Source organism: Actinokineospora spheciospongiae (assembly GCF_000564855.1).
Classification (GTDB): domain Bacteria; phylum Actinomycetota; class Actinomycetes; order Mycobacteriales; family Pseudonocardiaceae; genus Actinokineospora; species Actinokineospora spheciospongiae.
Map to the genome: position 1 here is coordinate 1 of NZ_AYXG01000082.1, position 26741 is coordinate 26741.

Below are 26741 nucleotides of genomic sequence, written 5' to 3' on the forward strand. Positions count from 1 at the left end.
GCCGCCCGCCGATCAGCTCCGTGACGCGGACCGAACCGGTGCGCAGGCGGCGCCTGCCGGGGGTGCCGGTCTTCGGACGGTCCACTGCCGCTTTCCTCCGCTCGGGTGGCTTTCGGGAACTCGTACCGGAACGGGACGGCTTCCCACCACTCTTTCTCGGCTCTTCACCCGATCGAGAAAATAGCTGGCGATCGGATTCACTCTAAAAGAGCAACCGTGACGCAGCGTAAGAGATTGGTAACGCTGTTACGGCAGCATTCGGACCAATCGGACTCATCACCCGCCCGCTCACGACACCGGCCGTTCCGCGATGATCTTCGGGTTCGAGCCGGTGCTGAACGTCAGCTCCCGCTGCATCTCGGTGACGCTGCCGTCCTTGCCCACCACCCGCAGCGACGCCCGGGTGGTGGACCGCACCGGGTCGATCTCGATGCCGGTCACCTCGATCCGCTCGACCGAGGCGTAGCGCTGCTCGATCGCCTCCGGCCCGGCCTGCCGCAGCGACCCCGAGGTCAGCGCGTAGGCGGCGGCGGCGTCCTCGACCACCTTCCGGAAGTACTGCTCGGTGCGGTCGCCCATGGCCCCGGGGTCGGTCTGCGCGGACAGCAGCGCCGCACCGCTCACGGTGGTGCGCGACGGCTCCACCGGCCCGCTCGTGGGCCTGCTCGCGGTGGCGCTGGGCCGCGCGGTCACCGTCGGGTCCGCCGGGCCGGGGGGGTCCGCCGGGTCCGCGGGGTCCTCGGGACCCCCGGTCGGGGCGGACGCCGTCGGGCCCGCCGACCGGCTCCGCTGACCGGGGGACGGGGCCGGCGAGGTCGTCGGGTTCTCCCGGACCGTGTTGGGCCCCCGGTCCGTCGCCGTCGTGGACACGTCGGGTTGCAGCGGCTCACCGCTGGGCAGGCCGGGCAGGGCGTCCACCTGGCCGGGGTCGCGGGGGGCGCTCATCAGCACCACGGCCGCGAACGACAGGCCGACCACCACCAGGATGGCCGCGCTCACCGAGAACCAGGCCGCCCGCCGCCAGCTTCGCGGCGGGGTGACCGACGCCGGGATGGTGCCCAGGTCGAACTTGGCCAACCCGGTCGCCGGGCCGTCGCGGCGCGAGGCGGGCTCGGGCAGCAGCACGACCGGCAGCGGCAGCACCACCGTGTCGGCGTCGGCGCCGGTCCGGTCGGCCCGGTCGCCCGCCCGGTCGGCCCTGCTGTCCGCGCCGGGGGTCCAGACGGCCACGCCGTCGTCCCAGTCGTCCGCCCGGTCGGGCCAGTCGCCCGGCCCGCCGTCCCAGTCGCCCGCCGACCCCGCCCAGTCGCCCGCCGCGCCCGGCCAGTCGTCGGCCTCGGCCCGGTCGTCCTCGGGCCACGCGGGCTCCGCCTCGGTCAGCCGGTGCCTGCCCCGTTCCCCCGTGCTCGCCATGCGCGCGGACTCCTCGGTCGGTGTCCGGCCAGGGCGACCCCGGCCGGCAGGAGCGCCAGCCTAGGTCGTTGCCGAGGGTTTTCCTCCGCGCCCCGTTCTCGCTGGTCAGCTCACGCTTCCGAGTGAATTTCCCAGCCCGATTGGGACGCGGCGTGTCAGGAGTTGCTGCGGTAGCGCTCCATCGTGGTGGACAGCGACTTGCCCGCCACCGCCGCCGACCCCGCGCCCAGGACGACCGCCAGCACGTCGGCGAACCCCTCGCCGCCGGAGAGCAGCAGGGCGAGCGCCGCACCCGCCGCGGTCACCCCGGCCACCGGCCAGCGCGACCGCACGTACTGCGACACCGAGGCGCCGCTGGCGCCCCGCTTGCCCGCCGCCGAGTTGAGCAGCGCCAGGTACCCGACATTGCCCAGGACGGCCACGATGGCGACGATGACCACGATCAGCGCGATGAGACCCATGCGACCAGTCTGCCCCAGTCGCGCGGCACCGGAATGGGGGAAGCCCCCCATTCGTCCCCGAGGTCGCCCCGGCTCGCGGCCTCAGCGGCCGAGCTTGCCCCGGCCCAGGTCGAGCAGCGCCATCGCCAGCGTGCGGCCCGCTGGGCCCAGCTCGCGGTAGCGGGCCAGCACGTCCATCTCGCGGTTCACCACGATCCGCGGTCCACCGGCGGCCATCCGGGCGGCGCCGATCGTGCGCGACACCTCGGCGCGGCGCTTGACCAGCCGCAGGATCTCCCGGTCCAACTCGTCGATCTCGTCGCGCAGCGCGGCGACCTCCTCCGGCTGGGGGAGTTCCACCCGGCTCGCGGTGTCGGGCAGGTCGGACGGGGCAGGGGTGTTGTCGGTCATCGGGCTCATCGCCGTGCCTCCGGCATTCTCGGTGGAGTTCCGCCGACCCCGGGCGCAACGAAGCCCCGGGTCCGTGGGACTCCGGGGCTTCCTGGTGGTCTGGTGTTCCTACACCACCACGGGAGCCGGAGTCCGGTTCCCGTAGAAAAACTTGGCGTAGGTCAGCACGAGAACATCGTGGCACATGTCCGCCATTCGGTCGAGCGGGCTCCCACGGAGTAGGAACGGCCACCCACGGCGGTTCGTCGGTGCCCCCGAGTACCGTGATCGGCACGATGGAAGCCCTCTTCGACCTCCCCGCCACTCCCCGCCCGCCCGCGCGCGCGGGCGCGGACCACACGCACCCCATGCACCCCGCCGACCCCGCAGCCCTGCTGGAAGGTCTCAACGACCAGCAGCGCCGCGCCGTCGAGCACACCGGCAGCCCGCTGCTGGTGGTCGCGGGCGCCGGTTCGGGCAAGACCAGGGTGCTGACCCGCCGGATCGCGTACCTGCTCGGTGCCCGCCAGGTGCACCCCGGCCAGGTCCTGGCGATCACGTTCACCAACAAGGCCGCCGCGGAGATGAAGGAGCGGGTGGCCGAGCTGGTGGGCCGCCGCGCCAATGCCATGTGGGTGTCGACCTTCCACTCCATGTGCGTGCGGGTGCTGCGCCGCGAGGCGAAGACCCTGGGCATGACGTCGAGCTTCTCCATCTACGACTCCGACGACTCCAAGCGGCTGATCACCCTGGTGGCCCGCGACCTGGACCTGGACCCGAAGCGGTACGCGGCCCGGTCGTTGGCGGTGCACATCTCCAACCTCAAGAACGAGCTGGTCGACGCTGAGACGGCCGCGGGCAACGCCACCAACGACCTGGAGCGCCGGGTCGCCGAGGTCTACGTCGAGTACCAGCGCAGGCTGCGCGAGGCCAACGCCATGGACTTCGACGACCTGATCATGCGCACGGTGGAACTGCTCCAGACCTTCCCGGACGTGGCCGAGTACTACCACCGCCGCTTCCGCCACGTCCTGGTCGACGAGTACCAGGACACCAACCACGCGCAGTACACGCTGGTGCGCGAACTCGTCGGCACCGGGCGGGGCACCGGGGAGCACGCGGTGCCGCCCGCCGAGCTGTGCGTGGTCGGCGACGCGGACCAGTCCATCTACGCCTTCCGCGGCGCGACCATCCGCAACATCGTGGAGTTCGAGCGCGACTACCCGCAGGCCACCACCGTCCTGCTGGAGCAGAACTACCGCTCCACCCAGAACATCCTCACCGCCGCCAACGCGGTCATCTCCCGCAACCCGGACCGCCGCGACAAGCGCCTGTGGACGGCGATGGGCGACGGCGAGAAGATCGTCGCCTACGTCGGCGACAACGAGCACGACGAGGCCAACTTCGTCGCGGGCGAGATCGACCGCCTGGTCGACGCGGGCATCGCCAACAACTCCGACGTGGCGGTCTTCTACCGCACCAACAACCAGTCCCGGGTGTTCGAGGAGATCTTCATCCGGCTGGGCCTGCCGTACAAGGTCGTCGGCGGCGTCCGCTTCTACGAGCGCCGCGAGATCCGCGACGCGGTCGCCTACCTGCGGGTCCTGGCCAACCCGGAGGACACGGTGAGCCTGCGCCGCATCCTCAACGTCCCCAAGCGCGGCATCGGCGAGCGCGCCGAGGCCTGCGTCGCCATGCACGCCGAGCGCGAGCGCGTCTCGTTCAACACCGCCCTGCGCGCCGCCACCGAGGGCCGCGTGGCCATGCTCAACCCGCGTTCCCAGCGGGCCATCGCGGGCTTCGTCGAACTCGTCGACGGCCTGCGCCGCTTCGTCGACGACGGCCAGGACGTGGCCGAGGTCCTCGACGCCGTCCTGGAGCAGACCGGCTACCGGGCCGAGCTGGAGGCCAGCGACGACCCGCAGGACGCCTCCCGCCTGGAGAACCTGACGGAGCTGATCACGGTCGCCCGCGAGTTCACCGAGCTCCCGGACGCCCCCGAGGACGACGCCCCGGAGGGTTCGGCCCCGATCGAGACCACCGGCCCCGCCGCGGGCACCCTCGCCGCCTTCCTGGAACGGGTCTCCCTGGTCGCCGACGCCGACCAGGTCCCGGACGAGGACGACACCGGCGGCGTGGTCACCCTGATGACCCTGCACACCGCCAAGGGCCTGGAGTACCCGGTCGTGTTCAGCACCGGCTGGGAGGACGGCGTCTTCCCGCACATGCGCGCCCTGAGCGACCCGGTCGAACTGGCCGAGGAGCGCAGGCTCGCCTACGTCGGCATCACCCGGGCCCGCGAACGCCTGTACCTCTCCCGCGCCGTCGTCCGTTCGGCGTGGGGCCAGCCCATGACCAACCCGGCCTCCCGCTTCTTCGACGAGATCCCCGCAGACCTCCTCGACTGGCGCCGCCTGGGCCCCGAGCGCTCCAGCCCCGTCCGCGCCACCACCTTCGGCTCGGGCTCAGGTGGCGGCGGTGGGGGCGCCTCCCGCTCCACCTTCGGTTCCCGCGGCACCCGCAGCCAGGCCACCCGGGGCTGGCAGGAAACCGCCGCCCTCACCCTCGAGGTCGGCGACCGCGTCAACCACGACAAGTACGGCCTGGGCCGAGTCGTGGCCACCGACGGCCAAGGCCCCCGCACCACCGCGACGATCGACTTCGGCACGGCGGGCACCATCCGCCTGATGCTCATCGGCTCGGTCCCCATGGTGAAGCTCTAGCCACCCACGCCCCGCCGCGCCTCCCAGGAGGCGCGGCGGGCGCTCACAACACCGCTTGGTAAGCCCACACGTCGGCGTCGTGCACCAGCAGCGGTCCGGTCGGTGAGGTCCAGAGCTGCTGGGTCATCAGCACCGTGGTCACGTCCAGCGCCGGGTCCATCCGCGCGGACGTCCCCAGCCCGCCGTCCCAGCCGAACCGCCCCGGCGTCATGAACACGTCCGTCCGCCGCGTCACCACGCTCATCCCGAAGCCCCAGCCGAAGCGGGAGAAGTCCAGGAACCCGCCCCCGGTCTTCTGCCCGGGGGTGAGCTGGTCCTGCGTCATCAGCGCCACCGACGCGGGCGACAGCACCTCCCCGCCACCGCTCAGCAGCATCCGCCCGAACGCCAGGTAGTCATCCACAGTGGACACCAACCCGCCCGCGCCGGACTCGAACGGCGGCGGTGCGCTCCACTGCCCGGACGGCGGGTCGAACACCGACGTCCCGGCATGGGCGGTGGGCAGTCGGGAAAGTGATTCCGCCGCAACGGAGAACCCGGTGTCGACCATCCCGAGTGGACCGAAGACGCGGGCCGTCAGGAAGTCCGAGAGCGACATGCCCGAGGCCCGGGCGATCAGCACCCCCAGCACGTCGTAGGCGGTGTTGTAGAACCACGACGCCCCGGGTTGGGCCAGCAGCGGCACGCTCCCCAGCAGGGCCATCCACTCGTCGGCGGGCGGCACCAGGGACGGCTGCGGCGGGCCGGGCTCCAGGCCGATCTCGGCCAGCGCGGCCTGGACGGGGTAGGTGCCCGGCGGGGCCATCAACTGCCCGTGGCCGAACGTCGACGTCATCAGGTCGCGCACGCTGATCGGCCGTTCCAACGCCACCGTGTCCGTGACCGCCGCGCCCAGCTCCCGCAGCACCCGGACCCCGGCCAGCTCGGGCAGGAGGTCGTCCACCGGGTCGTCGAGCCGCAGGGCGCAGTCCTCGACCAGGGCCATCGCGGCCACGGCCGTCACCGGCTTGGTCATCGACGAGATGCGGAACAGGGTGTCGCGGGTCAGACCACCGGCCACCGCCACGTGCGTCTCGCCGCCGCGGTCGACCAGGGCGACCAGGGCGGGCGCGGAGCCGCGCTCGACGTGGTCGGCGAGCCCGGCGCGCCAGCGGTCGAGGCGGGTGGGGGAGAAGCCGGTCATGCCCGGCAACCTAGCCCTCGAATACCCGTTCGAAAAGTGTCGTACCCCTGCGGTTGACTGTTCCCATGATCACGACGGGGGTGCCGGGCACCGCTCCGGGGGCGCGGGGCGCGGTGTCAGAGGCGCACGCCGCGGGCGGCCAGCCAGGGCACCGGGTTGAGCTTGCGGCCGCTCTCGTCCCAGATCTCCAGGTGCAGGTGCGGGCCGGTGGACTGGCCGCGGTTGCCGATGTGGGCGATGAGCTGACCGGCCTTGACCTTCTGGCCCTCGCGGATCACGTAGTCGTTCACGTGCCCGTAGACGGAGATGGTGCCGTCGTCGTGCTGGACGCGGACCCAGAGGCCGAAGCCGCTGGCCGGACCGGCCTCGAGCACGACGCCGTCGGCGAGGGAGACGATCGGGGTGCCGATGCGGTTGGCGATGTCGACGCCGTAGTGGGTGACGCCCCAGCGGGCGCCGAAGCCGGAGGTGAAGGTGCCCTCGGCGGGGGTGACGACCTTGGGCCGGGCGGCCTCTTCCTCGGCGGCCTTCTGCTGGGCGATGCGCTGGTCGCGGGCCTGGACCACGCGCTCGGTGCTGGCCATCTTCTGGGCTTCGACGATCGCGTCGGCGGACTCGTCGACCCGCAGCAGCTCGGGGGTGGCGGTGGAGGCGCCGCGGGCGTCGCCGCCCAACCCCATCGTGGAAGTCGTGTTTCGAACGCCCGCCAGCGGGACAATCTCATCGGAGGCGGTGCCCGCCGCAGCGGATTGGAGGGTCTGTCCGGCGGCGGCCGCGGCGAAGGCGCCGACGGCGACGGCCGCGACGACGACCCGGCCGCGCAGGGCCGAGGACGGCGGGGCGATGCGGTGAGCGCCGCGAGCTCGGGACGTGGGGCGTTCGAGAGCTTCGTCGAGCGCGGTGAACTGCTGCTCACCGTTGGTGCGATGTCGAGACAAGACCTAGCCTTCCGCCTTCGGGGAGGCCGATTCGAACACCCGGCTCGCGGGGGCGGGCCGTGCGGTGTGGACACCGGGCGGGGGAACCCGGGCGGGTCGGCGGACTGGATGCCTTCCCTGTCCCATTCGTGATCGGACTGTGACAACGGACCCGGGGACAGTAACGGTGGCGCGGCGAGCCGGGCAACAGCAAGCGCCCTACCGAATCAGCGCGACTCTCCGTGAAAAGCTTTCGAGCAGCCATTACTACGCAAAGTTAAGTCGAGGTCACAGGCTCAATGTGACCGGCGTCTCGTTTATCGGTCCCCCTGGGTGGCAACCATCAGTCCAGACGCGCGTCCGGCAGCGTCGTGGGTCACCCCTGTCCGGAAGCCGTTGATCACGAAGTGGTCCACCGCTCCACCAACCCCTGGACGTCCGGCGCGCCCGCCGTTGCGCCGAGTAGGCGTTCCCCGGCACCCGCCGCGCGGGTCGACTGCCCCGGGCGGCCCCCATTGCTACGTTGGCGACGATGAACTCGCGGACCCCAGCGCCCGGCACCGCGGCGCCAGACCGGCCGGACGGCGCGGTCGACCCGTCCAGGCCCCCCACCCCGGGTGACCGGGTGGGGTGGGCCGAGGCCCCCACCCGCATCCGGGCCGCGCTCGGACTGGCCGCGGGCGCCGCCGCCCTCCAGGTCGCGGGCCTGCTGCTCGGCCCCGTCGCCGACGCGCCGCCCCCCGGCTTCGCCGCGCTGCCGCTGCTGGTCCTGCTCGCCCTGCTGCCCCCGGTCCTCGCGGCCGTCGCCTTCGCCAGGGGCCGGGCGCTGTTCGGCGCGAGCGTGCTGGTCGGCGCCGCCGCGCTGCTGCCCGGCAGGCTGCTGCTCGACGCCCAGTTCCTCGTCGACCCGCTCTACGCCTCCCGGCCCGAGGTCACCGTGGTGCACAGCCTGCAACCGCTGGGCGCGGGCGCGGGCCTGTGGCCGTTGCTCCTCGGGCACGTCCTCGGGCTGGCGGCAGGCGCGCTGGCGTTCGGCCAGAGGTCGGCCGAGGTCGGCACCCCCTACGCCGCCGAGTTCGAGGACTCCACCACCGAGCGCGCCGAGGACCCGGGCGCGGAGCGCGTCGAGGCGCCGCACAGCAGGCCGATGGCCGCGCTGGTGCTCGGCGGGCTCGCGGGGGTCGCGCTGCTGGCCCGGCCCTACACCTCCGACAACCCCTTCCAGTTGGCCGACGGCGCCATGGGCGGCCCGGTGCTGCCCGGGGTCGGCCTGTTCGCGCTGGCGGTGCTGCTGCCGATCGCGGCCGTGTTCGCCGCGACGAGCGGCCACCGCTCCGTGGTGGTCGGGGTGCCCGTGGGCCTGCTGGCCGGTGTCGCGGCCGTCGCTGCCCCGAACGTCGCGGCGGGCCTGTTCGCCGACGGGCTGCACGTGGCGCCGGGACCGGTCGTCGCACTGCTCCTCGCGGCCGCCACGCTGTGGGTCGCGTGGGGGGTCGCGGCGGGCAGGCGGCTGTCCGACAGCTCCGTGAAGACCTTCGACGCCCCGGCGACGGGCGGCCTCGGGCTGCACCGCGCCGCGGGGGCCGTCGGGCTGGTGACGGTCGCCTTCGCGCTGGTCGCCTACCTCGGCCGCCAGTTGGTGCTCCCCCCGGAGCTGCCCGAGCCGGTGGAGTACTCCAACAGGCTGTTCCTCCCCGGCGCGCTGGGGCTGGCGGTGCTGTCCGCGGCGCTCCTCGTGCCCGCCCTCGCCGCCGCCGCGCGGCCCGCGTTCACCGTCGCCCTCGCGGTGGTCCCGCTGGCGGGCGTCGCCGCGCTGGACTCCGCGGTCACCGCGACCGAGGCGAGCCCGCTGATCAGCGCGGGCACCGGTGCGCTGGCGGCGGGCTCGGCGATCGCCGCCGCGCTGGTCGCCGCCGTGCTCGCCGCGGTGGCGGGCAGCGCCGAGCGCGACGACGCCCAGGACGGCGGCGGGACCGGGTCCGCCGACCCGGCCGGGCGCCGGGTCGACCCCGTACTGGCCGCCCCGGTCGCCGCCGCGTCCCTGTTCGCTGTGGGCGCCTTCGGCCTGCCTGCCCTGCGCGCCCCCGGCTTCGTCTCCCCCGGCATCTGGGCCGACTTCCGGCTCACCTCCTGGGGCCTGCTCGCCGCCCTGGCCGCGGTCCTCGCGGCCGCCGTGCTGGCCCTGTTCTCCCGGCCCGCCCGGGGCGCCGCGCTGCTGCTGGGCGCCGCGCTGCTGGTGGGCGTGCGGGCGCTGGAGTACCCGCTCACCGCCGCGCGCGCCGAGGGCGCCACCCCCGGCCCCGGCACCTGGCTCGCGCTGGCCACCGCCGCGGCGCTGCTGGTGGCCGCCGCGGTCACCGCCGGGTCGGACCGGCGGCGCCGGTGAGCAGGCTGCGGGTTGTCCTCGCCGAACCGGGTTCCCCCGGGTCGGGTCCGACCGGGGTGCACGCGGTGGCGCGGGAGCTGCGCGACGCGGGCGTCGAGGTGATCCACACCGGACCGGTGGCCGACCCCGGCCTGGTCGTGGCCGCCGTCCTGCAGGAGGACGCCGACGCGGTCGCCGTCGCCGAGCGGGCCGACGAGGTGGCCGCGCTGCTCGCCGCGGCGGACGCCGACGACATCGCCGTGGTGACCCTGGACACCGCGCTGAGCTGGGCGGAAGCCGAACTCGGGTGACCGGCGACACGCCGGGTGACTGAACTCACGACTGCTCGTGACCTACCTCACCGGGTGTGCCGTGTCAACGGAAAACCGACCTCGCTAGGGTTCCGTGACGTCCGACAGCAGCACGTCGACACCGGAGTCAGGAGACTGTCGAGTGGACCTGTACGAGTACCAGGCGAAGGATCTCTTCGCCGCCCACGGGGTCCCGGTCCTTCCGGGCGACGTGGCGAGCACGCCCGAGGAAGCCCGCGCGATCGCGGAGAAGCTCGGGCAGACCGTTGTGATCAAGTCGCAGGTCAAGACCGGCGGTCGGGGCAAGGCGGGCGGTGTCAAGCTCGCCGACGACCCCGCCGACGCGCAGACCAAGGCCGAGGCGATCCTCGGCCTGGACATCAAGGGCCACATCACCCGCAAGGTGCTGGTGACCGTGGCGTCCGACATCGCGGAGGAGTACTACTTCTCCTTCCTGCTCGACCGGACCAACCGGACCTTCCTCGCCATGGCCTCGGCCGAGGGCGGCATGGAGATCGAGCAGCTCGCGGTCGAGCGTCCCGAGGCCCTGGCCAAGGTGCCGGTGGACGCGATCAAGGGTGTCGACCTGGCGAAGGCCAAGGAGATCGTGACCGCGGGCAAGTTCCCCGAGGCGATCGCCGACCAGGCCGCCGAGGTCGTCGTCAAGCTGTGGGAAGCCTTCGTCGGCGAGGACGCGACCCTGGTCGAGGTCAACCCGCTGGTGCGCGACCCCCAGGACAAGATCATCGCCCTGGACGGCAAGGTCACCCTGGACGAGAACGCCGGTTTCCGGCACCCCGCCCACGCGGACCTGGTCGACCAGGACGCGGAGGACCCGCTGGAGGCCGCGGCCAAGGCCAAGGACCTCAACTACGTCAAGCTCGACGGCGAGGTCGGCATCATCGGCAACGGCGCCGGGCTGGTCATGTCCACCCTGGACGTGGTGGCCTACGCGGGCGAGAAGCACAACGGCGTCAAGCCCGCGAACTTCCTCGACATCGGCGGCGGCGCCTCGGCCGAGGTCATGGCCAACGGCCTGAGCATCATCCTGGGCGACACCGACGTGAAGTCGGTCTTCGTCAACGTCTTCGGCGGCATCACCTCCTGCGACGCGGTCGCCAACGGCATCGTCTCCGCCCTGGACATCCTGGGCGACAAGGCCACCAAGCCACTGGTGGTGCGCCTCGACGGCAACAACGTCGAGGAGGGCCGCCGCATCCTGGCCGAGGCCGACCACCCATTGGTGACCGTCGTGGACACGATGGACAACGCGGCCGACAAGGCCGCCGAGCTTGCGGCTGGGGCGTGACCTGATGGCAATCTTCCTGACCAGTGAGTCCAAGGTCATCGTGCAGGGCATGACCGGCTCCGAGGGCACCAAGCACACCGGCCGGATGCTCAAGTCCGGCACCAACATCGTCGGCGGGGTGAACCCGCGCAAGGCGGGCACCAAGGTCGAGATCGAGGGCGCGAGCCTCCCGGTCTTCGCCAACGTCGCCGAGGCCATGGAGGCCACCGGCGCCGACGTCACGGTGATCTTCGTGCCGCCGAAGTTCGCCAAGGACGCCGTCCTGGAGGCGATCGACGCGGGCATCGGCCTCGCCGTCGTCATCACCGAGGGCATCCCGGTGCACGACTCGGCGTACTTCTGGGCGCACGCGGTGGCCACCGGCAACAAGACCCGGATCATCGGCCCGAACTGCCCCGGCCTGATCAGCCCCGGGCAGTCCAACGCGGGCATCATCCCGGCCGACATCACCGGCCCGGGCAAGATCGGCCTGGTGTCGAAGTCGGGCACCCTGACCTACCAGATGATGTACGAGCTCAACGACATCGGCTTCTCCTCGGCCGTGGGCATCGGCGGCGACCCGATCATCGGGACCACGCACATCGACGCGCTCGCCGCGTTCGAGGCCGACCCGGAGACCGAGCTGATCGTGATGATCGGCGAGATCGGCGGCGACGCCGAGGAGCGGGCCGCGGCCTACATCAAGGAGAACGTCACCAAGCCGGTCGTCGGCTACGTGGCGGGCTTCACCGCCCCCGAGGGCAAGACCATGGGCCACGCGGGCGCCATCGTCTCCGGCTCCGCGGGCACCGCGCAGGCGAAGAAGGAGGCCCTTGAGGCCGCGGGCGTCAAGGTCGGCAAGACGCCGTCGGAGACCGCCGCGCTGGCGCGGGAGCTGTTCGCCGCCAAGTAGTACGCGGGACCACCACCGGGAGGGCCGGGCGCCGGGTGCGCCCGGCCCTCCCGCGTCCGCGATCACCGCTTCCCCGACTGGTGTACCGTCCGGGCTCGTATCCGTTTCGCGGTCGGTGGAACCGGGGTGCCCCCGAGACCGTCCGACCGCCGGGCGGACCCAGCGGCGACCACGGCGTCGGCGGTGGGCAGAGCACCCGGAATGTCCCTGTCGCGTCGAGCGAGTCGAGGAGAGCACGCGATGAGTTACCCAGGCGGAGCACCGGGTGGTTACCCGGGACCGGGCCAGCAGCAGCCCGCCCCGAACTACGGCCCCCCGCCGTCGTCGGGCGTCAAGCTCACCTTGGCGCAGATCCTCAGCCTGGTGGGCGCGGGGCTCGGCCTGCTGAACCTGTTCCTCGGCTTCGCCCCGGCCGTCGACCTGGGCCCGTCGTTCTTCGAGGGCTACGTCGGCTGGGTGCCCGCCCTGCTGCTCACCGGCGGCCTGCTCGGGCTCGCCGCCATCCTGCCCGGCGACAAGAAGGCGGGCCTGTTCCCGTCGGCCGTCGTCGTGCCGGTCACCTTCGCCTTCCTGTTCAGCGTCTTCGTCGGCGACACCCTCGGCGCGGGCGGCATCCTGATCCTCATCTTCGGCCTGCTGGAGATGATCGTGGTCGTGGTGGCGTACCTGTTCGAGCTGGGCGTGCTCAAGCCGCCGCAGCCGCGGCAGCAGGTGCCGTTCCACCCGCAGCAGGGCCAGTTCCCGCCGCAGCAGCAGCCCGGGGGCTTCAACCCGCCGTCGGGTCAGTTCCAGAGCCCGTACGGGCAGCCCGCCACCGGGCAGCAGACCACGTTCGCCCCGCAGCAGGGCCAGTTCGGGCAGCCGCAGCAGCCGCCGCCCGCCACCCCGCCGGGTGGTCACCCCACCCAGGGCTGAGACCGCGAGGAGCGGGCACCGGGATTCCCGGTGCCCGCTTTTCCGTTCACCCGCAAGCGCACCGCCCAGCCCGGCGCGCCTGACCCGCCGCCCCCGACCCGGGTGCGACAGTGGGGCGCATGGCGTTGCTGCACCCCGGCCCCCGGTCCGACAGGCGGACCGAGCAGGGCAGGCCCGCGCCCGCCCCCGCCCCCTCACCGGTCAGGGTGCTCGCCGTGGCCGCGATCGGTCCGCTGCTCCTCGGCTACACCGCCGTGGCCGCGCTCTTGGCGGTCGCCACCGCGACGGCGGCCAGGGCCCAGTTCAGCACCGCCGGTGTGCTCGCCGCCGCCGTCCCCGGCTGGCTGGCCGCGCACCAGGTCCCGGTGACCGTCCAGGGCGGTGAACTCGGCGCCCTGCCGCTGCTGCCGACGATCGGCGCGGCGCTGCTGGTGTGGCGCACCGCCGCGCGAGCCGTCACCCGCCTCGGCGTCGGCACCCCCCGGGTGGCGGTGCGGGTCGTCGGCACGATCGCGGGCGCGCACGCCGCGCTCGGCCTGGCGCTGGCGCTGCTCTGCGCCGGTGGTCCCGTCACCGTCGACCCGCTCGCGGGCCTGTACTACCCGGCACTGCTCTCCGGGACCGCCGCCGCGGTCGGCGTGTTTCCCCGGTCCGGTCTGCTGCGGACGATCCGCGAACGCGTCGACCCGTTCGCCCTGCGCGGGTTGAAGGCCGGGCTGCTCGGGGTGGGCGTCCTGTTCGCCGTGGGCACCGCGGTCGTCGTGGCCGCGCTGCTCGCCTCCTTCGGCACCGCCCGCGACCTGTTCGCCGCCGACGGGGTGGGCAGCGCGACGGGGATGCTGTTGCTGTCGGCGGGTTACCTGCCCAACGCCGCCGTCGCCGCCACCGGGTTCATCGCCGGACCGGGCTTCGCGCTCGGCCAGGTCGGGGTCGGCGTGGCCGGGGCCACCGGCGGGGCGGTCCCCGCGCTGCCGCTGCTCGCCGCGCTGCCGGAGCAGCACGCGGCCTGGTGGCCCGCGCTGTGCGCGCTGCCCGCCGCGGTCGGCTGCCTGGTCGGCTGGGCGCTGCGCACCGCCGCCCCCACCCCGACCGGCAGGCTGCGCGCGGTCGCGGTGGCCGCGGTGGTGGTGGCCATGGCGTTCGCCGTGTTCGCGGGCAGCGCGGGCGGTGCGCTCGGCAGCGGCCCGTTCCACCCGCTCGACCTGCGCGCCGCCTGGCTGTCCCTGGCGCTGGTGCTGTGGATCGGGGTCCCCGGGGCGGTCGTGGCCTGGACCACCGGCCCGCGCCCCGTCCCCGCCCGGGACGAGGAGCCCCGCCCCACCGACTCCGGTGAACCCGGTGAGGCGGGCGGTGAGACCGAAGAGGACAGCGGCGCGGAGACCGATGACCGCGCCACCGACAACGAGACCGACAGCACCGACCCCGACAGCACCGCCTCCGAAACCGAGGCCGACGACGTGGCCCCGGACACCGGGGCGGGCGGTGCCGAGGACAGCGCGGACCGGCCCGCCGACCGCGACTCGGGCCGCTGACCAAGGTCAAGTCCGCACCGCTTACGCTGGGGGCACCCCCAACCGGTTCCCGCCGCTGCCCCAGGAGTCCGTGCTGAGCGCCCAGTACCAGCCCGCCGCCCCGGCCAGGATCGTCGTCCTGGTGTCCGGCACCGGCACCCTGTTGCAGGCACTGCTCGACGAGGCCGGGCAACCGCACTTCCCGGCGCGGGTCGTGGCCGTGGGCGCGGACCGGGCGAAGATCGAGGGCATCGCCCGCGCCGAGCGGGCGGGCATCCCCGCCTTCGCCGTGCGCGTGGCCGACCACCCCGACCGGGCCGCCTGGGACGCGGCGCTCACCGCGGCCGTCGCCGCGCACGAGCCCGACCTGGTGGTGTCCGCGGGGTTCATGAAGATCCTCGGACCGGCGTTCCTGGACCGCTTCGGCGGCCGGGTCATCAACACCCACCCCGCCCTGCTGCCGTCGTTCCCCGGCGCGCACGCCGTCGCCGACGCGCTCGCGCACGGCGTCCGCTACACCGGCAGCACGGTGCACCTGGTCGACGGCGGCGTCGACACCGGCCCGATCATCGCCCAGGAGCCGGTGCCGGTGCACGCGGGCGACGACGAGGCGGGGCTGCACGAACGGATCAAGGCGGTGGAGCGGCGACTGCTGGTCGAGGTGGTCGCAGGCATGGCCCGGCAGGGCTACACCGTGGACGGACGAAAGGTGAGCATCCCGTGACGGATACCGCGCAGCGCAGGCCGGTTCGCCGAGCCCTGGTCGGCGTGTCGGACAAGGCGGGCCTGCTCGAGCTGGCGTCGGGCCTGCACGCGGCCGGGGTGGAGATCGTCTCCACCGGCGGCACCGCGAGGGCGATCGCCGACGCGGGCGTGCCGGTCACCCCGGTCGAGCAGGTCACCGGCTTCCCCGAATCGCTCGACGGGCGGGTCAAGACCCTGCACCCGGGGGTGCACGCGGGGCTGCTGGCCGACACGCGCAACCCGGAGCACGTGGCCCAGCTCGGTGAACTGGACATCGCGCCGTTCGACCTGCTGGTGGTCAACCTCTACCCGTTCGTGAAGACGGTCGCCTCCGGCGCGTCGCCGGACGAGTGCGTCGAGCAGATCGACATCGGCGGACCGGCGATGGTCCGCGCCGCGGCGAAGAACCACGCCTCGGTGGCCGTGGTGGTCGACCCGGCCCGCTACGACTGGGTGCTCGCCGAGGTCGCCGCGGGCGGCTTCACCCTGCCCGACCGGCAGCGCTTGGCCGCCGCCGCCTACCGGCACACCGCCTCCTACGACGTGGCGGTCGCCTCCTGGATCGGCGGCGAGCTGGCCCCCGACGACGAGGGCTCCGGCTTCCCCGGCTGGACCGGCGCCACCTGGGACCGCCGCGCGGTCCTGCGCTACGGCGAGAACCCGCACCAGAAGGCCGCCCTGTACGCCCGCGGCGACGGCGCCACCGGCCTGGCCACCGCCGAGCAGTTGCACGGCAAGGAGATGTCCTACAACAACTACGTCGACGCCGACGCGGCCTGGCGCTCGGCGCACGACCACGCCTCGGCCTGCGTGGCGATCATCAAGCACGCCAACCCGTGCGGCATCGCGGTGTCCGAAGTGGACATCGCGGAGGCGCACCGCAACGCGCACGCCTGCGACCCGCTGAGCGCCTTCGGCGGGGTCATCGCGGCCAACCGCGAGGTCAGCGTGGCCATGGCCGAGCAGGTCGCGGAGATCTTCACCGAGGTCATCGTGGCCCCGGCCTACGCCGACGGCGCGGTCGAGGTGCTGACCCGCAAGAAGAACATCCGCATCCTGGTGGCCGAGCCCCCGCGGCGCGGCGGTGTCGAGCTGCGCCCGATCTCCGGCGGCCTCCTGGTGCAGCAGGCCGACGCGATCGACGCCGAGGGCGACGACCCCACCAAGTGGACGCTGGCCACCGGCGCCCCCGCCGACGAGGACACCCTGGCCGACCTGACCTTCGCCTGGCGCTCCTGCCGGGCGGTCAAGTCGAACGCCATCGTCATCGCCAAGGGCGGCGCCACGGTCGGTTGCGGCATGGGCCAGGTCAACCGGGTCGACGCGGCCAAGCTCGCGGTGGCCAGGGCGGGCGACCGCGTCCCCGGCTCGGTGGCCGCCTCCGACGCCTACTTCCCCTTCCCGGACGGCCTGGAAACCCTGGTGCGGGCCGGGGTCAAGGCCATCGTCCAACCGGGGGGCTCGGTCCGCGACGGCGAGGTCATCGCCGCCGCCGAAGCCGCGGGCGTCACCGTCTACCTGACCGGCACCCGCCACTTCGCCCACTAGGCGACGCCGACAGCGCCCGGTCCCGGTCGGGGCCGGGCGCTGTTCGCCGTCAGCCCTCGACGACCCGGCGCGCCTGCCTGCCCGTGGCGATCAGCTCCCCGCTCCGCGACCACACCTCGCTGGCGTCCACGCACCAGCCGCCCGCCGCGTGCTCGGTCCGGATTCGCAGCAGCGACCACGCCCGCGCGTCGAACCCCGCAGCGCCCTCGGCGAAGTGCACCGCCAGCTCCACCGTCGGCACCGGCACCGGGGAGGTCCGCACCGCGTAGAGCCCGGGCGCCAGCGCGTCGAGCAGCAGCGCCGCCGCCGACTCCGGCCGCGCGGGCGGGTCGAACATCCTGGCCCACCCCACCAGTTCCGCCACCTCGCCGCCGCCCAGCGGGACCGCGCCCACCGGCCGGACCTCCAGGTGCTCGGCGAACGGCACCAGGTGCCCGGGGAAGTCGAACCCCGGCACGTCGTCCGGCCCCGGCGCGCTCGGCGGGGGCGGCCCGGGCAGGACCGGGCCTGCGGTGCTGCCCCCGAACGTCGCGGTGGCCAAGACCGCCACCCGGTCCTCGGCGGTCAACTCGGCGGTGACGGTGGACGAACTGCGCCCCGCCTTGACCAGCCGCGTCGCCACCCGGACGGAATCGGCGCGCACCGGGCTGAGGTAGCTCACGTGCAGCGACCGGGCCGCCTGCCCCGGCACCCGCCGCCCGGCGTGGTCGAGCACCAGCCCGGCCAGCAGGCCGCCGTGCGCCCCGGTCCACGAGCGCCAACTCGGCGCGATGGCATCCGCCTCGATCGTCTCGGACATGACGCTCCCTCAGTGGTGCAAAGCAACTGACTGGCAAACTAGCGCACCCACCCGCCCGCGGGAGCGTGACGTGACCGACCCGTCGGGACCACCCGTCCGCGATCTTCACCGGGTTGGGGATCTCCGGTTGACAGGGTCACCGAGCTCGGTACTGTATGCCCAAGTCGAACTTGTGTTCGATGGACTGTCGGGAGTGGAGACCCGGCGGTCCACCGCCGCCTTCCCCGCGGCGTCGCGCGTATTGAGCGGTACGCGTGCCGACGGGAGAGGTGTGGCGTGTGGTCGTGGGTTGCTTCCGACAGGGGGAGACTGTCGGGAGCAACCCACGACCCCGCCTCCACCACCACACCCGTTTCCGCCCCCGCGCACTGCGCCTCGCGGTGCGTCGCGTCCGGTGCTCCCGCTCTCTGCATCTCGGCACCCGGTGCCCTTGCCTTCGCGGCCGCACTCTGTGCTTCTGTGCGCTGCGCCTCGCCGCGCGCCTCCGTGCCCTGTGGCTCCGCGCCTTGTGCCTCAGCCCCCGTTTCCGCCTCTGCGCGCTGCGCCTCGCGGTGTGCAGCGCCCCGCGTCCCCGTCCCCTGCGTCCTGGCGCTCTGTGCCCTTGCACCCGTGCCCGTTTCCGCCTTCGCGCGCTGCGCAGCGCCTTGTCCCCCTGTGCCTTGTGCCTCCGCGCTCTGCGCCTTTCCGCTCGCACCCGCCTCCGCTCTCGCGCGCTGCGCCTCGCCGCACGCCTTGGTGCGCCGTACCTCGCCCTGGGGTCCGGCTCGCGGGCGCGCGGCTCCGCCCCCGGTCGCGTGTCGCCGATCGGCCGTGCTCCGGTGTTCGATCGGGTGCGGCGGTGGTCGGCGTGTCCTCGCCTGAGTTCGCCTCCCGTGCCGCCACCCGGGACGCCGACCGGTTGGCCGCCGCCCTCGCCGCCTCCGCGCCCACCGTCGAGACGCTGCCGGTCCGGGCCGACCTCGCCGCCCTGTTCCCCTGGGGTGGTCTCCGGCGCGGCGGCACGGTCGTCGTGCACCGGTCCACCGCGCTGCTGCTGGCCCTCCTCGCCGAGGCCACCGGGGCGGGGTCCTGGGGCGCGGTCGTCGGCCTGCCCCGGCTGGGGGTGGTCGCCGCCGCCGAACTCGGCGTGCGGGTGGAGCGGCTGGCGCTGGTGCCCGCGCCCGGGGCGGAGCTGGGGGCCGTGGTCGCCGCGCTGCTCGACGGGTTCGACGTGGTCGCGGTCGCCGCGCCGCGGGTCGCCGACGCGGTGGCGCGCAGGCTCTCCGCCCGCGCCCGCGGTCGGCGGGCCGTCCTGCTGTCCCTCGGTGCCTGGCCCGGCGCCGAGGTGGAACTGCGGTCCGAGGGGGACCGGTGGTGGGGACTGGGCCTGGGGCACGGCCACCTGCGCGGGCGGACGGCTCTCGTGCGTGCCCGGGGCCGGGGTGCCGCCACCCGTCCGGTCCAGCGCTTCGTCACCCTGCAAGGTGAATCGATCCCACCTCCCTTGACGCACTCGATCATCGAACATATGTTCGAGACATCCACAACCGCCGAACCGGGGGGAGACCGGTGACCCGCCTGTTCGTCGTCTGGTGCCCGGACTGGCCCGTGGTCGCCGCGGGCCGGGTCGCCGGGCTGCCGCTCGACGCGCCCGCGGCCGTGGTGGTGGCCAACCGGGTCGTCGCGGCGAACGCGGCCGCCCGGGGCGCGGGCGTGGGGCGGGACGTGCGCCGCCGGGAGGCGCAGGGGCGCTGCCCGGACCTGGTGGTGCTCCCGGACGACCCGGACCGCGACGCCCGGCTGTTCGAACCGGTGGCGGCGGCGGTGGAGCGGCTGGCCGTCGGGGTCGAGGTGGTCCGGCCCGGCGTGGTGGCCGTGCCCGCCAGGGGACCTGCCGCGTACTTCGACTCCGAGGCCGACGTCGCCGAGCGGCTGATCGACCAGGTGGCCGCCGCGGCCGACGCGGAGTGCGTGGTGGGGGCGGCCGACGGGCTGTTCGCCGCCACCCGCGCCGCGCACCGCGGCCTCATCGTCCCGAGTGGACGGAGCGCGGAATTCCTGGCCCCGCTGGACGTCCGCGAGTTCCTGCCCGACCGCGCCGAGCTGGTCGACCTGCTGCGCAGGCTCGGCCTGCGCACCCTGGGCGCCTTCGCCGCGCTGCCCGAGCGCGACGTCGCCACCCGCTTCGGCGCCGACGCCGTGCTGGCGCACCGGCTGGCCCGCGGCGCGCAGGAGCGCCCGCCCGCGCGCCGCCGCCCACCGGACGACCTCGCCGTCACGCACACCCCCGACGACCCGGTCGACCGGGTGCAGGCCGCCGCCTTCGCCGCCCGCGGCCTCGCCGAGCGGCTGCACACCCGCCTGGCCGGGCACGGGCTGGCCTGCACCCGGCTGGCCGTCGAGGCCACCACCGCGCACGGCGAACACCTGCGCCGGGTCTGGCGCTGCGCCGAACCGCTCACCTCGGCGGGCATCGCCGACCGGGTGCGCTGGCAGCTCGACGGCTGGCTGCTCGGCCCCGACCGCCCCACGGCCGGGCTCGCCCGGCTGCGCCTGGTACCGGAGGACACCGTCGACGGCCGCGCCCTGCAACTGGAGCTGTGGCAGGGCGGGCAGGACGAGCGGGCCGCCCGCGCGGCCAGGGCCATGACCCACGTGCAGGGCCTGCTCGGCCAGGGGGCGGTGCTCACCCCGGTCCTCGGCGGCGGGCGCGGCCCGGCCGACCGGGTCCGGCTGGTGCCCTGGGGCGACGAGCGCACCCCTGCCACCCCGGCCGAACCGCCCTGGCCCGGGCGGCTGCCCGCGCCCTCGCCGTCGGTCGTGCCCGACCGGCCGCTGCCCGCCGCGGTGCTCGGCCCGGTAGGGGAGCAGGTCGGGGTGAACGGCCGGTTCGCGCTGACGGCCGAACCGGTGTCGGTCGCCGTCGAGGGCGGGCCCGCGCGCCCGGTGCTCGGCTGGGCGGGCCCGTGGCCCGCCGACGAGACCTGGTGGGACCAGGCGACCGCGCGCCGCCGGGCCCGGCTCCAGGTGCTCGTGGAATCCACTGAGGACGGTCAGACCGCGCTCCTGCTGGTGCGCGAGGACAGGAAGTGGACCGTGGAAGGGATGTACGACTGATGGCACACGAAGAAGACCCGGCAACCGTGCTCGACTGGTGGGACCTGGTCGACCTGGCCGCGTTGATCCCGGAGCAGCGCCGTTCCCCGGAGGACGGCCCGGAGTGGCGGTGAGCAGGCAGCGGGTGCCGGGGAACCGGTAGCGGTGGGCTGGAGCAACCCCCCGGTGCGCTGGTCGGAGTTGGAGCGCATCCTCTCCGGCCGCCCACCGGGGGTCGGCGACGGCGGCGACAGCCCGGCCTGGACGCGCAGGCGCGACCGCTACACCGCCCCCGCGGGGGCGAGCGCGCTGGGCGCCACCGACCAGCCCGACGGCGACTCCCGGGTCCCCTACGCCGAACTGCACTGCCACTCCAACTTCAGCTTCCTCGACGGCGCCAGTTCCCCCGAGGAACTGGTCGAGGCGGCGGCCCTGCTGGGCCTGGACGCCGTGGCGATCACCGACCACGACGGCGTGTACGGGGTGGTCCGGTTCGCCGAGGCGGCCAGGGAACTGGGCGTGCGCACGGTGTTCGGCACCGAGCTGAACCTGGGCCTGACCGCCCCGCGCAACGGCGTCCCCGACCCGGGGGGTGAGCACCTGCTGCTGCTCGCCGACGGCCCGGACGGCTACCACGACCTGTGCCGCGTGCTCACCACCGCGCACCTCGACGGCGCGGAGAAGGGCAAACCCGCCTACGACCTGCGCGACGTCGTCGAGCAGACCCGAGAGCACTGCGTCGCGCTCACCGGCTGCCGCAAGGGCGCGGTCCGCCGGGCGCTGGCCGCCGGGGGCCCCGCCGCCGCGTTCGCCGAGCTGCGCGCCCTCGCGGCCTGCTACGGCGCGGACCGGGTGTTCGTCGAGCTGGTCGACCACGGCCTGCCCGAGGACTCGGTCCGCAACGACCTGCTGGCGGGGATGGCCGCCGAGCTGCGGCTGCCCACCGTGGCCACCAACGCCGTGCACTTCGACCACCCGGCGCGCGGGCGCCTGGCCGCCGTGGTGGCCGCCGTGCGCGCCCGCTGCGGCCTCGACGACCTGGCGGGCTGGCTGCCGCCCGCCCCGACCGCGCACCTGCGCTCCGGGGCCGAGATGCTGGCCCGCTTCGCCCGCCACCCCGGTGCCGTGCAGCGCGCCGCCGTGCTGGGCGTGCAACTGTCCTTCGACCTGGAGCTGGTCGCCCCGGCGCTGCCGCCGTTCGACGTGCCGCCCGGGTACACCGAGGCCGGCTACCTGCGCGAGCTGACCCACCTCGGCGCCGCGGCGAAGTACGGCTCCGCCGCGGAGGCGCCGCGCGCCCACGCCCAGGTGCAGCACGAGCTGCGGGTCATCGAGGAACTGGGTTTCCCCGGCTACTTCCTCATCGTGTGGGACATCGTGGAGTTCTGCCGCCGCGCCGACATCCACTGCCAGGGCCGGGGGTCGGCGGCGAACTCGGCGGTCTGCTTCGCCCTCGGCGTCACCAGGGTCGACGCGGTGCGCTGGGAGCTGCTGTTCGAGCGCTTCCTGGCCCCGGCCCGCGACGGCCCGCCGGACATCGACCTCGACATCGAGTCCGAGCGGCGCGAGGAGGTGATCCAGTTCGTCTACCGCAAGTACGGCCGCAGGCACGCCGCCCAGGTGGCGAACGTGATCACCTACCGGGCCAAGTCGGCCGTGCGCGACGTGGCCGGGGCGCTCGGCTTCTCCCCGGGCCAGCAGGACGCCTGGAGCAAGCAGATCGACCGCTGGGGCCCGCTGTCCGACACCGCCCGCGACAACCACCTCGACGTGCCGCCCGCGGTGCTGGAACTGGCGGGCCAACTGGAGGGCTTCCCCCGGCACCTGGGCATCCACTCCGGCGGCATGGTCATCTGCGACCGCCCGGTCAGCGAGGTCTGCCCGGTCGAACCCGCCCGGATGCCCGGCCGCACGGTCCTGCAGTGGGACAAGGACGACTGCGCCGCCGTCGGCCTGGTCAAGTTCGACCTCCTCGGCCTCGGGATGCTCTCCGCCCTGCACCACGCCGTCGACCTCGTCCGCGACCACCACGGCGTCCAGGTCGACCTCGGCGGCCTGGACCTGGGCGACCAGGCGGTCTACGACATGCTTTGCGCGGCGGACTCGGTCGGGGTCTTCCAGGTGGAGAGCCGGGCCCAGATGGCCACCCTGCCCCGGCTCAAACCGAGGGAGTTCTACGACCTGGTCGTCGAGGTCGCCCTGATCCGCCCCGGCCCCATCCAGGGCGGCTCGGTGCACCCCTACATCCGCCGCAAGAACGGCGAGGAACCGACCACCGTCGACCACCCCCTCCTGGAGAAGGCCCTGGCGAAGACCCTGGGCGTCCCCCTCTTCCAGGAACAACTGATGCAGATCGCCGTCGACGTCGCGGGCTTCACCCCGGTCGAGGCGGACGAACTGCGCCGCGCCATGGGCGCCAAGCGCTCCACCCACCGCATGGAACGCCTGCGCGAGCGCTTCCACACCGGCGCCACCGCCAACGGCCTGCCCCCGGAACTGGCAGGCCGCATCTACGAGAAACTGCTGGCCTTCGCCAACTTCGGCTTCCCGGAGAGCCACGCGCTCAGCTTCGCCCTGCTCGTCTTCACCAGCGCCTGGTTCAAGCTCTACCACCCGGCGGCCTTCTGCGCGGCCCTGTTGCGCGCCCAGCCCATGGGCTTCTACTCCCCGCAGTCCCTGGTCGCCGACGCCCGCAGGCACGGCGTCGAGGTCCGCGGCCCGGACATCAACGCCAGCACCGCCCACGCCACCCTCGAACCGGCCGCCGCCTGCGGCGAACCCGCCGCCGATGGCCTGCCCGCCGCGGGCGAAGCCGCCCAACCCGGCCGGGCCGCCAAGGCGCACCCCACCGCGCGCCACCGCCGCGACCGGGACAAGGCGTTGCGCACCGGCCTGGCCTCGGTCCGGCTGATCGGCCCCGACCTGGCGGCGGAGATCGTCCTGGTCCGCACCGCCGACGGCCCGTACCGCGACCTGGTCGACCTGGTCCGCCGCGTCCGGCTGACCACGCCCCAGTTGGAGGCCCTGGCCACCTCCGGCGCCTTCGCCTGCTTCGGCCTGGGGCGCCGCGAAGCCCTCTGGGCCGCGGGTGCCGCCGCCGCGGACCGCCCCGGGCACCTGCCCGGCACCGCGGTCGGTGTCGCACCCCCGCCGCTGCCCGGCATGGACGAGGTCGAGGTGGCCGTGGCCGATGTCTGGTCGACCGGCCTGTCCCCGGGCAGCTTCCCCACCCAGTTCATCCGCGACCGCCTCACCGGGGCGGGCGCCATCCCGATCGCCGATCTGTCCACAACGGACTCCGGGACCCGGGTGCTGATCGGCGGCGCGGTCACCCACCGGCAGCGCCCGCAGACCGCGGGCGGCGTCACCTTCCTCAACGTCGAGGACGAGTCCGGCATGGCCAACGTCGTCTGCTCGCCCGGCCTGTGGACCCGCCACCGCAGGGTGGCCCGCACCAGCTCGGCGCTGCTGGTCCGCGGCACCGTGCAGAACACCGACGGCGTGGTCACCCTCGTCGCCGACCGCCTGGAGCACCTGCCGCTGCGCATCCCCGCCAGGTCGCGGGACTTCCGCTGAGCAAAACTGAGCACCCCCGGCCGCGGCCCGCCCCTACCCTCGGTCCCATGCCTGCCAAGGAGAAGGACGGACTGGCCGTCATCGTGGTCGGTCTGGACGGGAGCACCCCGGCGAAGAACGCCTCCGCCTGGGCGGCGGGCATGGCCCGGCGGGAGAAGGCGCGGTTGGTCCTCGTCTACGTCGAACCGCTGCTCGCCCCCGGCGGCTGGGCCGGGGTGGGTGCCGAGACCGCGGGTGAGACCACCGTCTCGATCATGGTGGAGATGCGCCTGGACGCCGCCCGCTACCTCGACCCGGTGGGTGTCAAGTGGAGCGTGGTGCACCACCGCGGCGACCCGGCCCGCGGGTTGGAGGCCATCGCCGCCGAGTTCGAGGCCGACTGCGTGGTGGTGGGCCGGTCGCGGGCCGGTGGCGGGAAGCTCGGGTCGGTGCCGAAGACGCTGATCGCCGACGCCAAGCGCCCGGTGGTCGTCGTGCCCTGAGGCCGGGCGTGGCAGGGTGGCCCGGTGGAAACCGGCGAGGACTACAGCGACACCGACCTGCACGGCCAGCACTGGGACCAGCGGCACTTCACCGCCTGCGACTTCACCGAGGCCGACCTGCGCGGCCTCACCACCGCGGGCTGCACGTTCACCGACTGCGACTTCACCCGCGCCGACCTCGGGGAGTCCGCGCACCGCAGCACCGCGTTCCGCTCCTGCAAGTTCGACCGCGCCACCCTCACCGACACCGAGTTCGTCGGCTGCACCCTGATCGGCTCCACGTTCGTCGACTGCCGGTTCCTCCCCATCACCCTGCGCGACTCCGACCTGACCCTGGTCAGCCTCACCGCCGCCGCGCTGCGCAAGAGCACCCTGACCGGCCTGCGCTTCCGCGAGGCCAACCTGATGGACGCCGACCTGCGCGACACCGACCTGCGCGAGGCCGACCTCACCGGCGCCCGCCTCACCGGCACCAAGCTCACCGGCGCCGACCTGCGCGGCGCCCGCGTCGACGCCAACGGCCTGGTCCAAGCCACCCTCCGCGGCGCCAGGGTCGACCTCGACACCGCCATCGCCTTCGCCGTCGCCCACGGCCTCGACATCGGCTGAACCGCGCCGGAAAAGCCGACGGGCGCCCCGCCCCGGTGTGGGGAGGGACGCCCGTCGGCGGGTGGGTCTCAGGGGCGGGTGGGCGCCTCGCGGTCGTTGACCTCGACCAGGTGGCCGTTGTCGATCAGCTCGGCGACCGAGCGGGACAGCAGGTACGCCGTGCCGCCACCGGGCTGGTCGAACCACGGGATCGCCACCCCGGTCAGGGCCTCGGTGGGCTTGAGGACCCGGTAGGCGCGGTACGGCCTGCCCACCCAGTCCGGCACCAGCGAGCGCCGCTCGAACGGCGTGCCCGCGGCGTAGGTGAGGTTCCCACCGGGTTCGCCGTAGCGGTCGATCTCCGTGCCCGGGGCCAGTTCCAGCATCTGCTTGCCGCGGAACAGCGTCAGCGGCGGCTCACCCTGGCGGGGCTGGATCGGCCAGTCCTGCGGCCTGCGGTTCGGGCCGGTCTGGGCCTGCGCGGGCTCCGGCCTGCGCGGCGGGACCGGCCGCGGGTCGCGCGGCACGAACTCCTCCTCGGCCGCGAAGGGGGCGGCCTCCGGTGCGCGCCGCTGCTGCGGCGGCTCCGCCCGCTCCGGGGCGAACGCCCCGTCGCGGTCGTCGTCCTCGTCGTCGTCGACCAGGTCGGCGAGGGAGGCGCGCATGGTGGACTCACCGACCTCCCGCGGCGGCTCCGGCTCGGCGGCGGGCTGCCCGGTGTCGAGCAGCAGCTTGCCCAGCAGGAACGCCGACGCGTCGGCCACGTCCTCGAAGACCGCGGGCGCCACGAAGCTGTGGTTGTCGAACCACCCGACGCGCCAGCCCTCCGCGGTCTGCTCCATCGTCCACGCCGCCGACTCCGGGACACCCAGCCGGTACCGCTCGGCCGGAACCCCCAGCGCCTCCAGCCGCGACCGCAGCGCCGCCACGGCCTCCGCCGCACTCCCCGACGACGGCAGCGCCGCCGCGGGCGGACCACTCGGCTCGGGCACCACCGGGCTCGGCTGGTCCGGGTGGGTGAACAACTCCACCGGCTCCTCGGCGAACGGCTGCCCGCCGGGACCGGCACCGTTCCCCGGCTGCGCCTCGAAGCCGGGCTCGTCCCCGGGCTGGAACTGCCCCGGCTGCTGTGCGAAGCCGGGCTCGAACTGGGCGGGCTGTTGTGCGAAGCCGGGCTGGCCATCGGGCTGGAACTGCCCCGGCTGTGGCTGGAACTGCTCCGGCTGCTGGAAGCCCGAGGCACCTCCCGGCTGGAACACCTCCGGCTGCGACTCGAAGCCGGTGGCGGACCGCCCGGCCTGGAACGCGCCCGCGTGCGCCTGCTCGGGCTGGTAAACATCCCGCCCACCCTGGAACGCGGCGGCGTGCTCGAACCGGTCGCCCTGCGCGGGAATCCGGTCGTCCGCGAACCCGCCCGGCGCACCGGACTGGAACGACGGCTCGAACCGCTGCGCCTCACCGTGTTCCGGCCCGTCGCCGTGGAACGCGGCAGGCTGGAAGCGGTCCTCCTGGGCCGGGTCCTGCTCGCCTTCGTGCTGGAAGCGCTGGTCCGCGTTGTCG

The 26741-nt window shown here is 74.3% G+C and carries 22 protein-coding genes; 15 read left to right on the forward strand and 7 right to left on the reverse strand.

Features of this window, described 5'->3' with window-relative positions:
• Positions 1–288: 288 nt before the first annotated feature.
• The 3 genes from UO65_RS11670 to UO65_RS11680 all read right to left on the reverse strand — a co-directional run bounded on the left by UO65_RS11670 (position 289) and on the right by UO65_RS11680 (position 2273).
• Complete coding sequence (locus tag UO65_RS11670) at positions 289–1413, reverse strand: hypothetical protein (protein WP_035281683.1); 1125 nt, start codon at positions 1411–1413, stop codon at positions 289–291.
• A gap of 155 nt (positions 1414–1568) precedes the next feature.
• Complete coding sequence (locus UO65_RS11675; protein WP_035281685.1) at positions 1569–1874, reverse strand: hypothetical protein; 306 nt, start codon at positions 1872–1874, stop codon at positions 1569–1571.
• 81 nt (positions 1875–1955) lie between these two features.
• Positions 1956–2273: a chorismate mutase gene (locus UO65_RS11680; RefSeq protein ID WP_035281687.1), complete on the reverse strand. Its 318-nt coding sequence runs from the start codon at positions 2271–2273 to the stop codon at positions 1956–1958.
• Positions 2274–2539: 266 nt separating this feature from the next.
• Between UO65_RS11680 and pcrA the strand changes: the two genes are divergently transcribed.
• On the forward strand, positions 2540–4966 hold the full coding sequence (gene pcrA, locus UO65_RS11685; protein WP_035281706.1) for a DNA helicase PcrA: 2427 nt from the start codon (positions 2540–2542) through the stop codon (positions 4964–4966).
• A gap of 43 nt (positions 4967–5009) precedes the next feature.
• Here pcrA and UO65_RS11690 read toward each other — a convergent pair whose 3' ends face one another.
• Together UO65_RS11690 and UO65_RS11695 are read right to left on the reverse strand one after the other, a co-directional pair.
• The gene (locus UO65_RS11690) at positions 5010–6149 is read right to left on the reverse strand and encodes a serine hydrolase domain-containing protein (RefSeq protein ID WP_035281689.1); all 1140 of its coding nucleotides are present in this window, start codon (positions 6147–6149) and stop codon (positions 5010–5012) included.
• Positions 6150–6265: 116 nt separating this feature from the next.
• Positions 6266–7087 (reverse strand): M23 family metallopeptidase, encoded by an 822-nt coding sequence (locus UO65_RS11695; protein WP_084175481.1) that lies wholly within the window; start codon positions 7085–7087, stop codon positions 6266–6268.
• 511 nt (positions 7088–7598) lie between these two features.
• Here UO65_RS11695 and UO65_RS11700 point away from each other — a divergent pair.
• The 8 genes from UO65_RS11700 to purH all read left to right on the forward strand — a co-directional run bounded on the left by UO65_RS11700 (position 7599) and on the right by purH (position 16661).
• The gene (locus UO65_RS11700; RefSeq protein ID WP_052021050.1) at positions 7599–9452 is read left to right on the forward strand and encodes a hypothetical protein; all 1854 of its coding nucleotides are present in this window, start codon (positions 7599–7601) and stop codon (positions 9450–9452) included.
• Entirely contained in the window at positions 9449–9742 is a 294-nt protein-coding gene (locus UO65_RS33225) for a hypothetical protein (protein WP_052021051.1), read from the forward strand. The genes UO65_RS11700 and UO65_RS33225 overlap by 4 nt, the downstream gene beginning before the upstream one ends.
• A 142-nt stretch (positions 9743–9884) precedes the next feature.
• Positions 9885–11051, forward strand: coding sequence for an ADP-forming succinate--CoA ligase subunit beta (sucC, locus tag UO65_RS11710; protein WP_035281691.1), 1167 nt, complete (start codon positions 9885–9887; stop codon positions 11049–11051).
• Between the two features lie 4 nt (positions 11052–11055).
• Positions 11056–11943 carry a succinate--CoA ligase subunit alpha gene (gene sucD, locus UO65_RS11715; RefSeq protein ID WP_035281710.1) on the forward strand — a complete coding sequence of 296 codons (888 nt, stop codon included), beginning with the start codon at positions 11056–11058 and terminating at the stop codon, positions 11941–11943.
• 240 nt (positions 11944–12183) lie between these two features.
• Positions 12184–12858: a DUF5336 domain-containing protein gene (locus UO65_RS11720; RefSeq protein WP_035281693.1), complete on the forward strand. Its 675-nt coding sequence runs from the start codon at positions 12184–12186 to the stop codon at positions 12856–12858.
• A gap of 119 nt (positions 12859–12977) precedes the next feature.
• Positions 12978–14390, forward strand: coding sequence for a cell division protein PerM (locus UO65_RS38040; protein WP_052021052.1), 1413 nt, complete (start codon positions 12978–12980; stop codon positions 14388–14390).
• Positions 14391–14460: 70 nt separating this feature from the next.
• The gene (purN, locus tag UO65_RS11730; protein ID WP_233427542.1) at positions 14461–15093 is read left to right on the forward strand and encodes a phosphoribosylglycinamide formyltransferase; all 633 of its coding nucleotides are present in this window, start codon (positions 14461–14463) and stop codon (positions 15091–15093) included.
• On the forward strand, positions 15090–16661 hold the full coding sequence (gene purH / locus UO65_RS11735) for a bifunctional phosphoribosylaminoimidazolecarboxamide formyltransferase/IMP cyclohydrolase (RefSeq protein ID WP_035281695.1): 1572 nt from the start codon (positions 15090–15092) through the stop codon (positions 16659–16661). Before purN ends, purH begins: the two co-directional genes overlap by 4 nt.
• Before the next feature lie 49 nt (positions 16662–16710).
• Here purH and UO65_RS11740 read toward each other — a convergent pair whose 3' ends face one another.
• Entirely contained in the window at positions 16711–17460 is a 750-nt protein-coding gene (locus UO65_RS11740; protein ID WP_035281697.1) for a thioesterase family protein, read from the reverse strand.
• Positions 17461–18307: 847 nt separating this feature from the next.
• On the opposite strand from UO65_RS11740, the gene UO65_RS11745 reads away from it, so the two are divergent.
• The 5 genes from UO65_RS11745 to UO65_RS11765 all read left to right on the forward strand — a co-directional run bounded on the left by UO65_RS11745 (position 18308) and on the right by UO65_RS11765 (position 25202).
• Positions 18308–19012 carry a hypothetical protein gene (locus UO65_RS11745; RefSeq protein WP_152552064.1) on the forward strand — a complete coding sequence of 235 codons (705 nt, stop codon included), beginning with the start codon at positions 18308–18310 and terminating at the stop codon, positions 19010–19012.
• A 5-nt stretch (positions 19013–19017) separates the two neighbouring features.
• Positions 19018–20556, forward strand: coding sequence for a DNA polymerase Y family protein (locus UO65_RS11750; protein ID WP_035281714.1), 1539 nt, complete (start codon positions 19018–19020; stop codon positions 20554–20556).
• Between the two features lie 144 nt (positions 20557–20700).
• On the forward strand, positions 20701–24111 hold the full coding sequence (locus UO65_RS11755) for an error-prone DNA polymerase (protein ID WP_035281699.1): 3411 nt from the start codon (positions 20701–20703) through the stop codon (positions 24109–24111).
• Positions 24112–24158: 47 nt separating this feature from the next.
• Entirely contained in the window at positions 24159–24593 is a 435-nt protein-coding gene (locus tag UO65_RS11760) for a universal stress protein (protein WP_035281701.1), read from the forward strand.
• A 24-nt stretch (positions 24594–24617) separates the two neighbouring features.
• Positions 24618–25202 (forward strand): pentapeptide repeat-containing protein, encoded by a 585-nt coding sequence (locus UO65_RS11765; protein WP_035281703.1) that lies wholly within the window; start codon positions 24618–24620, stop codon positions 25200–25202.
• Between the two features lie 68 nt (positions 25203–25270).
• Here the strand turns inward: UO65_RS11765 and UO65_RS11770 are convergent, their stop codons facing one another.
• On the reverse strand, positions 25271–26212 hold the full coding sequence (locus UO65_RS11770) for a TNT domain-containing protein (RefSeq protein WP_152552065.1): 942 nt from the start codon (positions 26210–26212) through the stop codon (positions 25271–25273).
• Here UO65_RS11770 and UO65_RS11775 point away from each other — a divergent pair.
• On the forward strand, positions 26195–26741 hold a 547-nt coding region (locus UO65_RS11775; RefSeq protein WP_035281705.1), incomplete at its 3' end, for a hypothetical protein. The genes UO65_RS11770 and UO65_RS11775 overlap by 18 nt on opposite strands.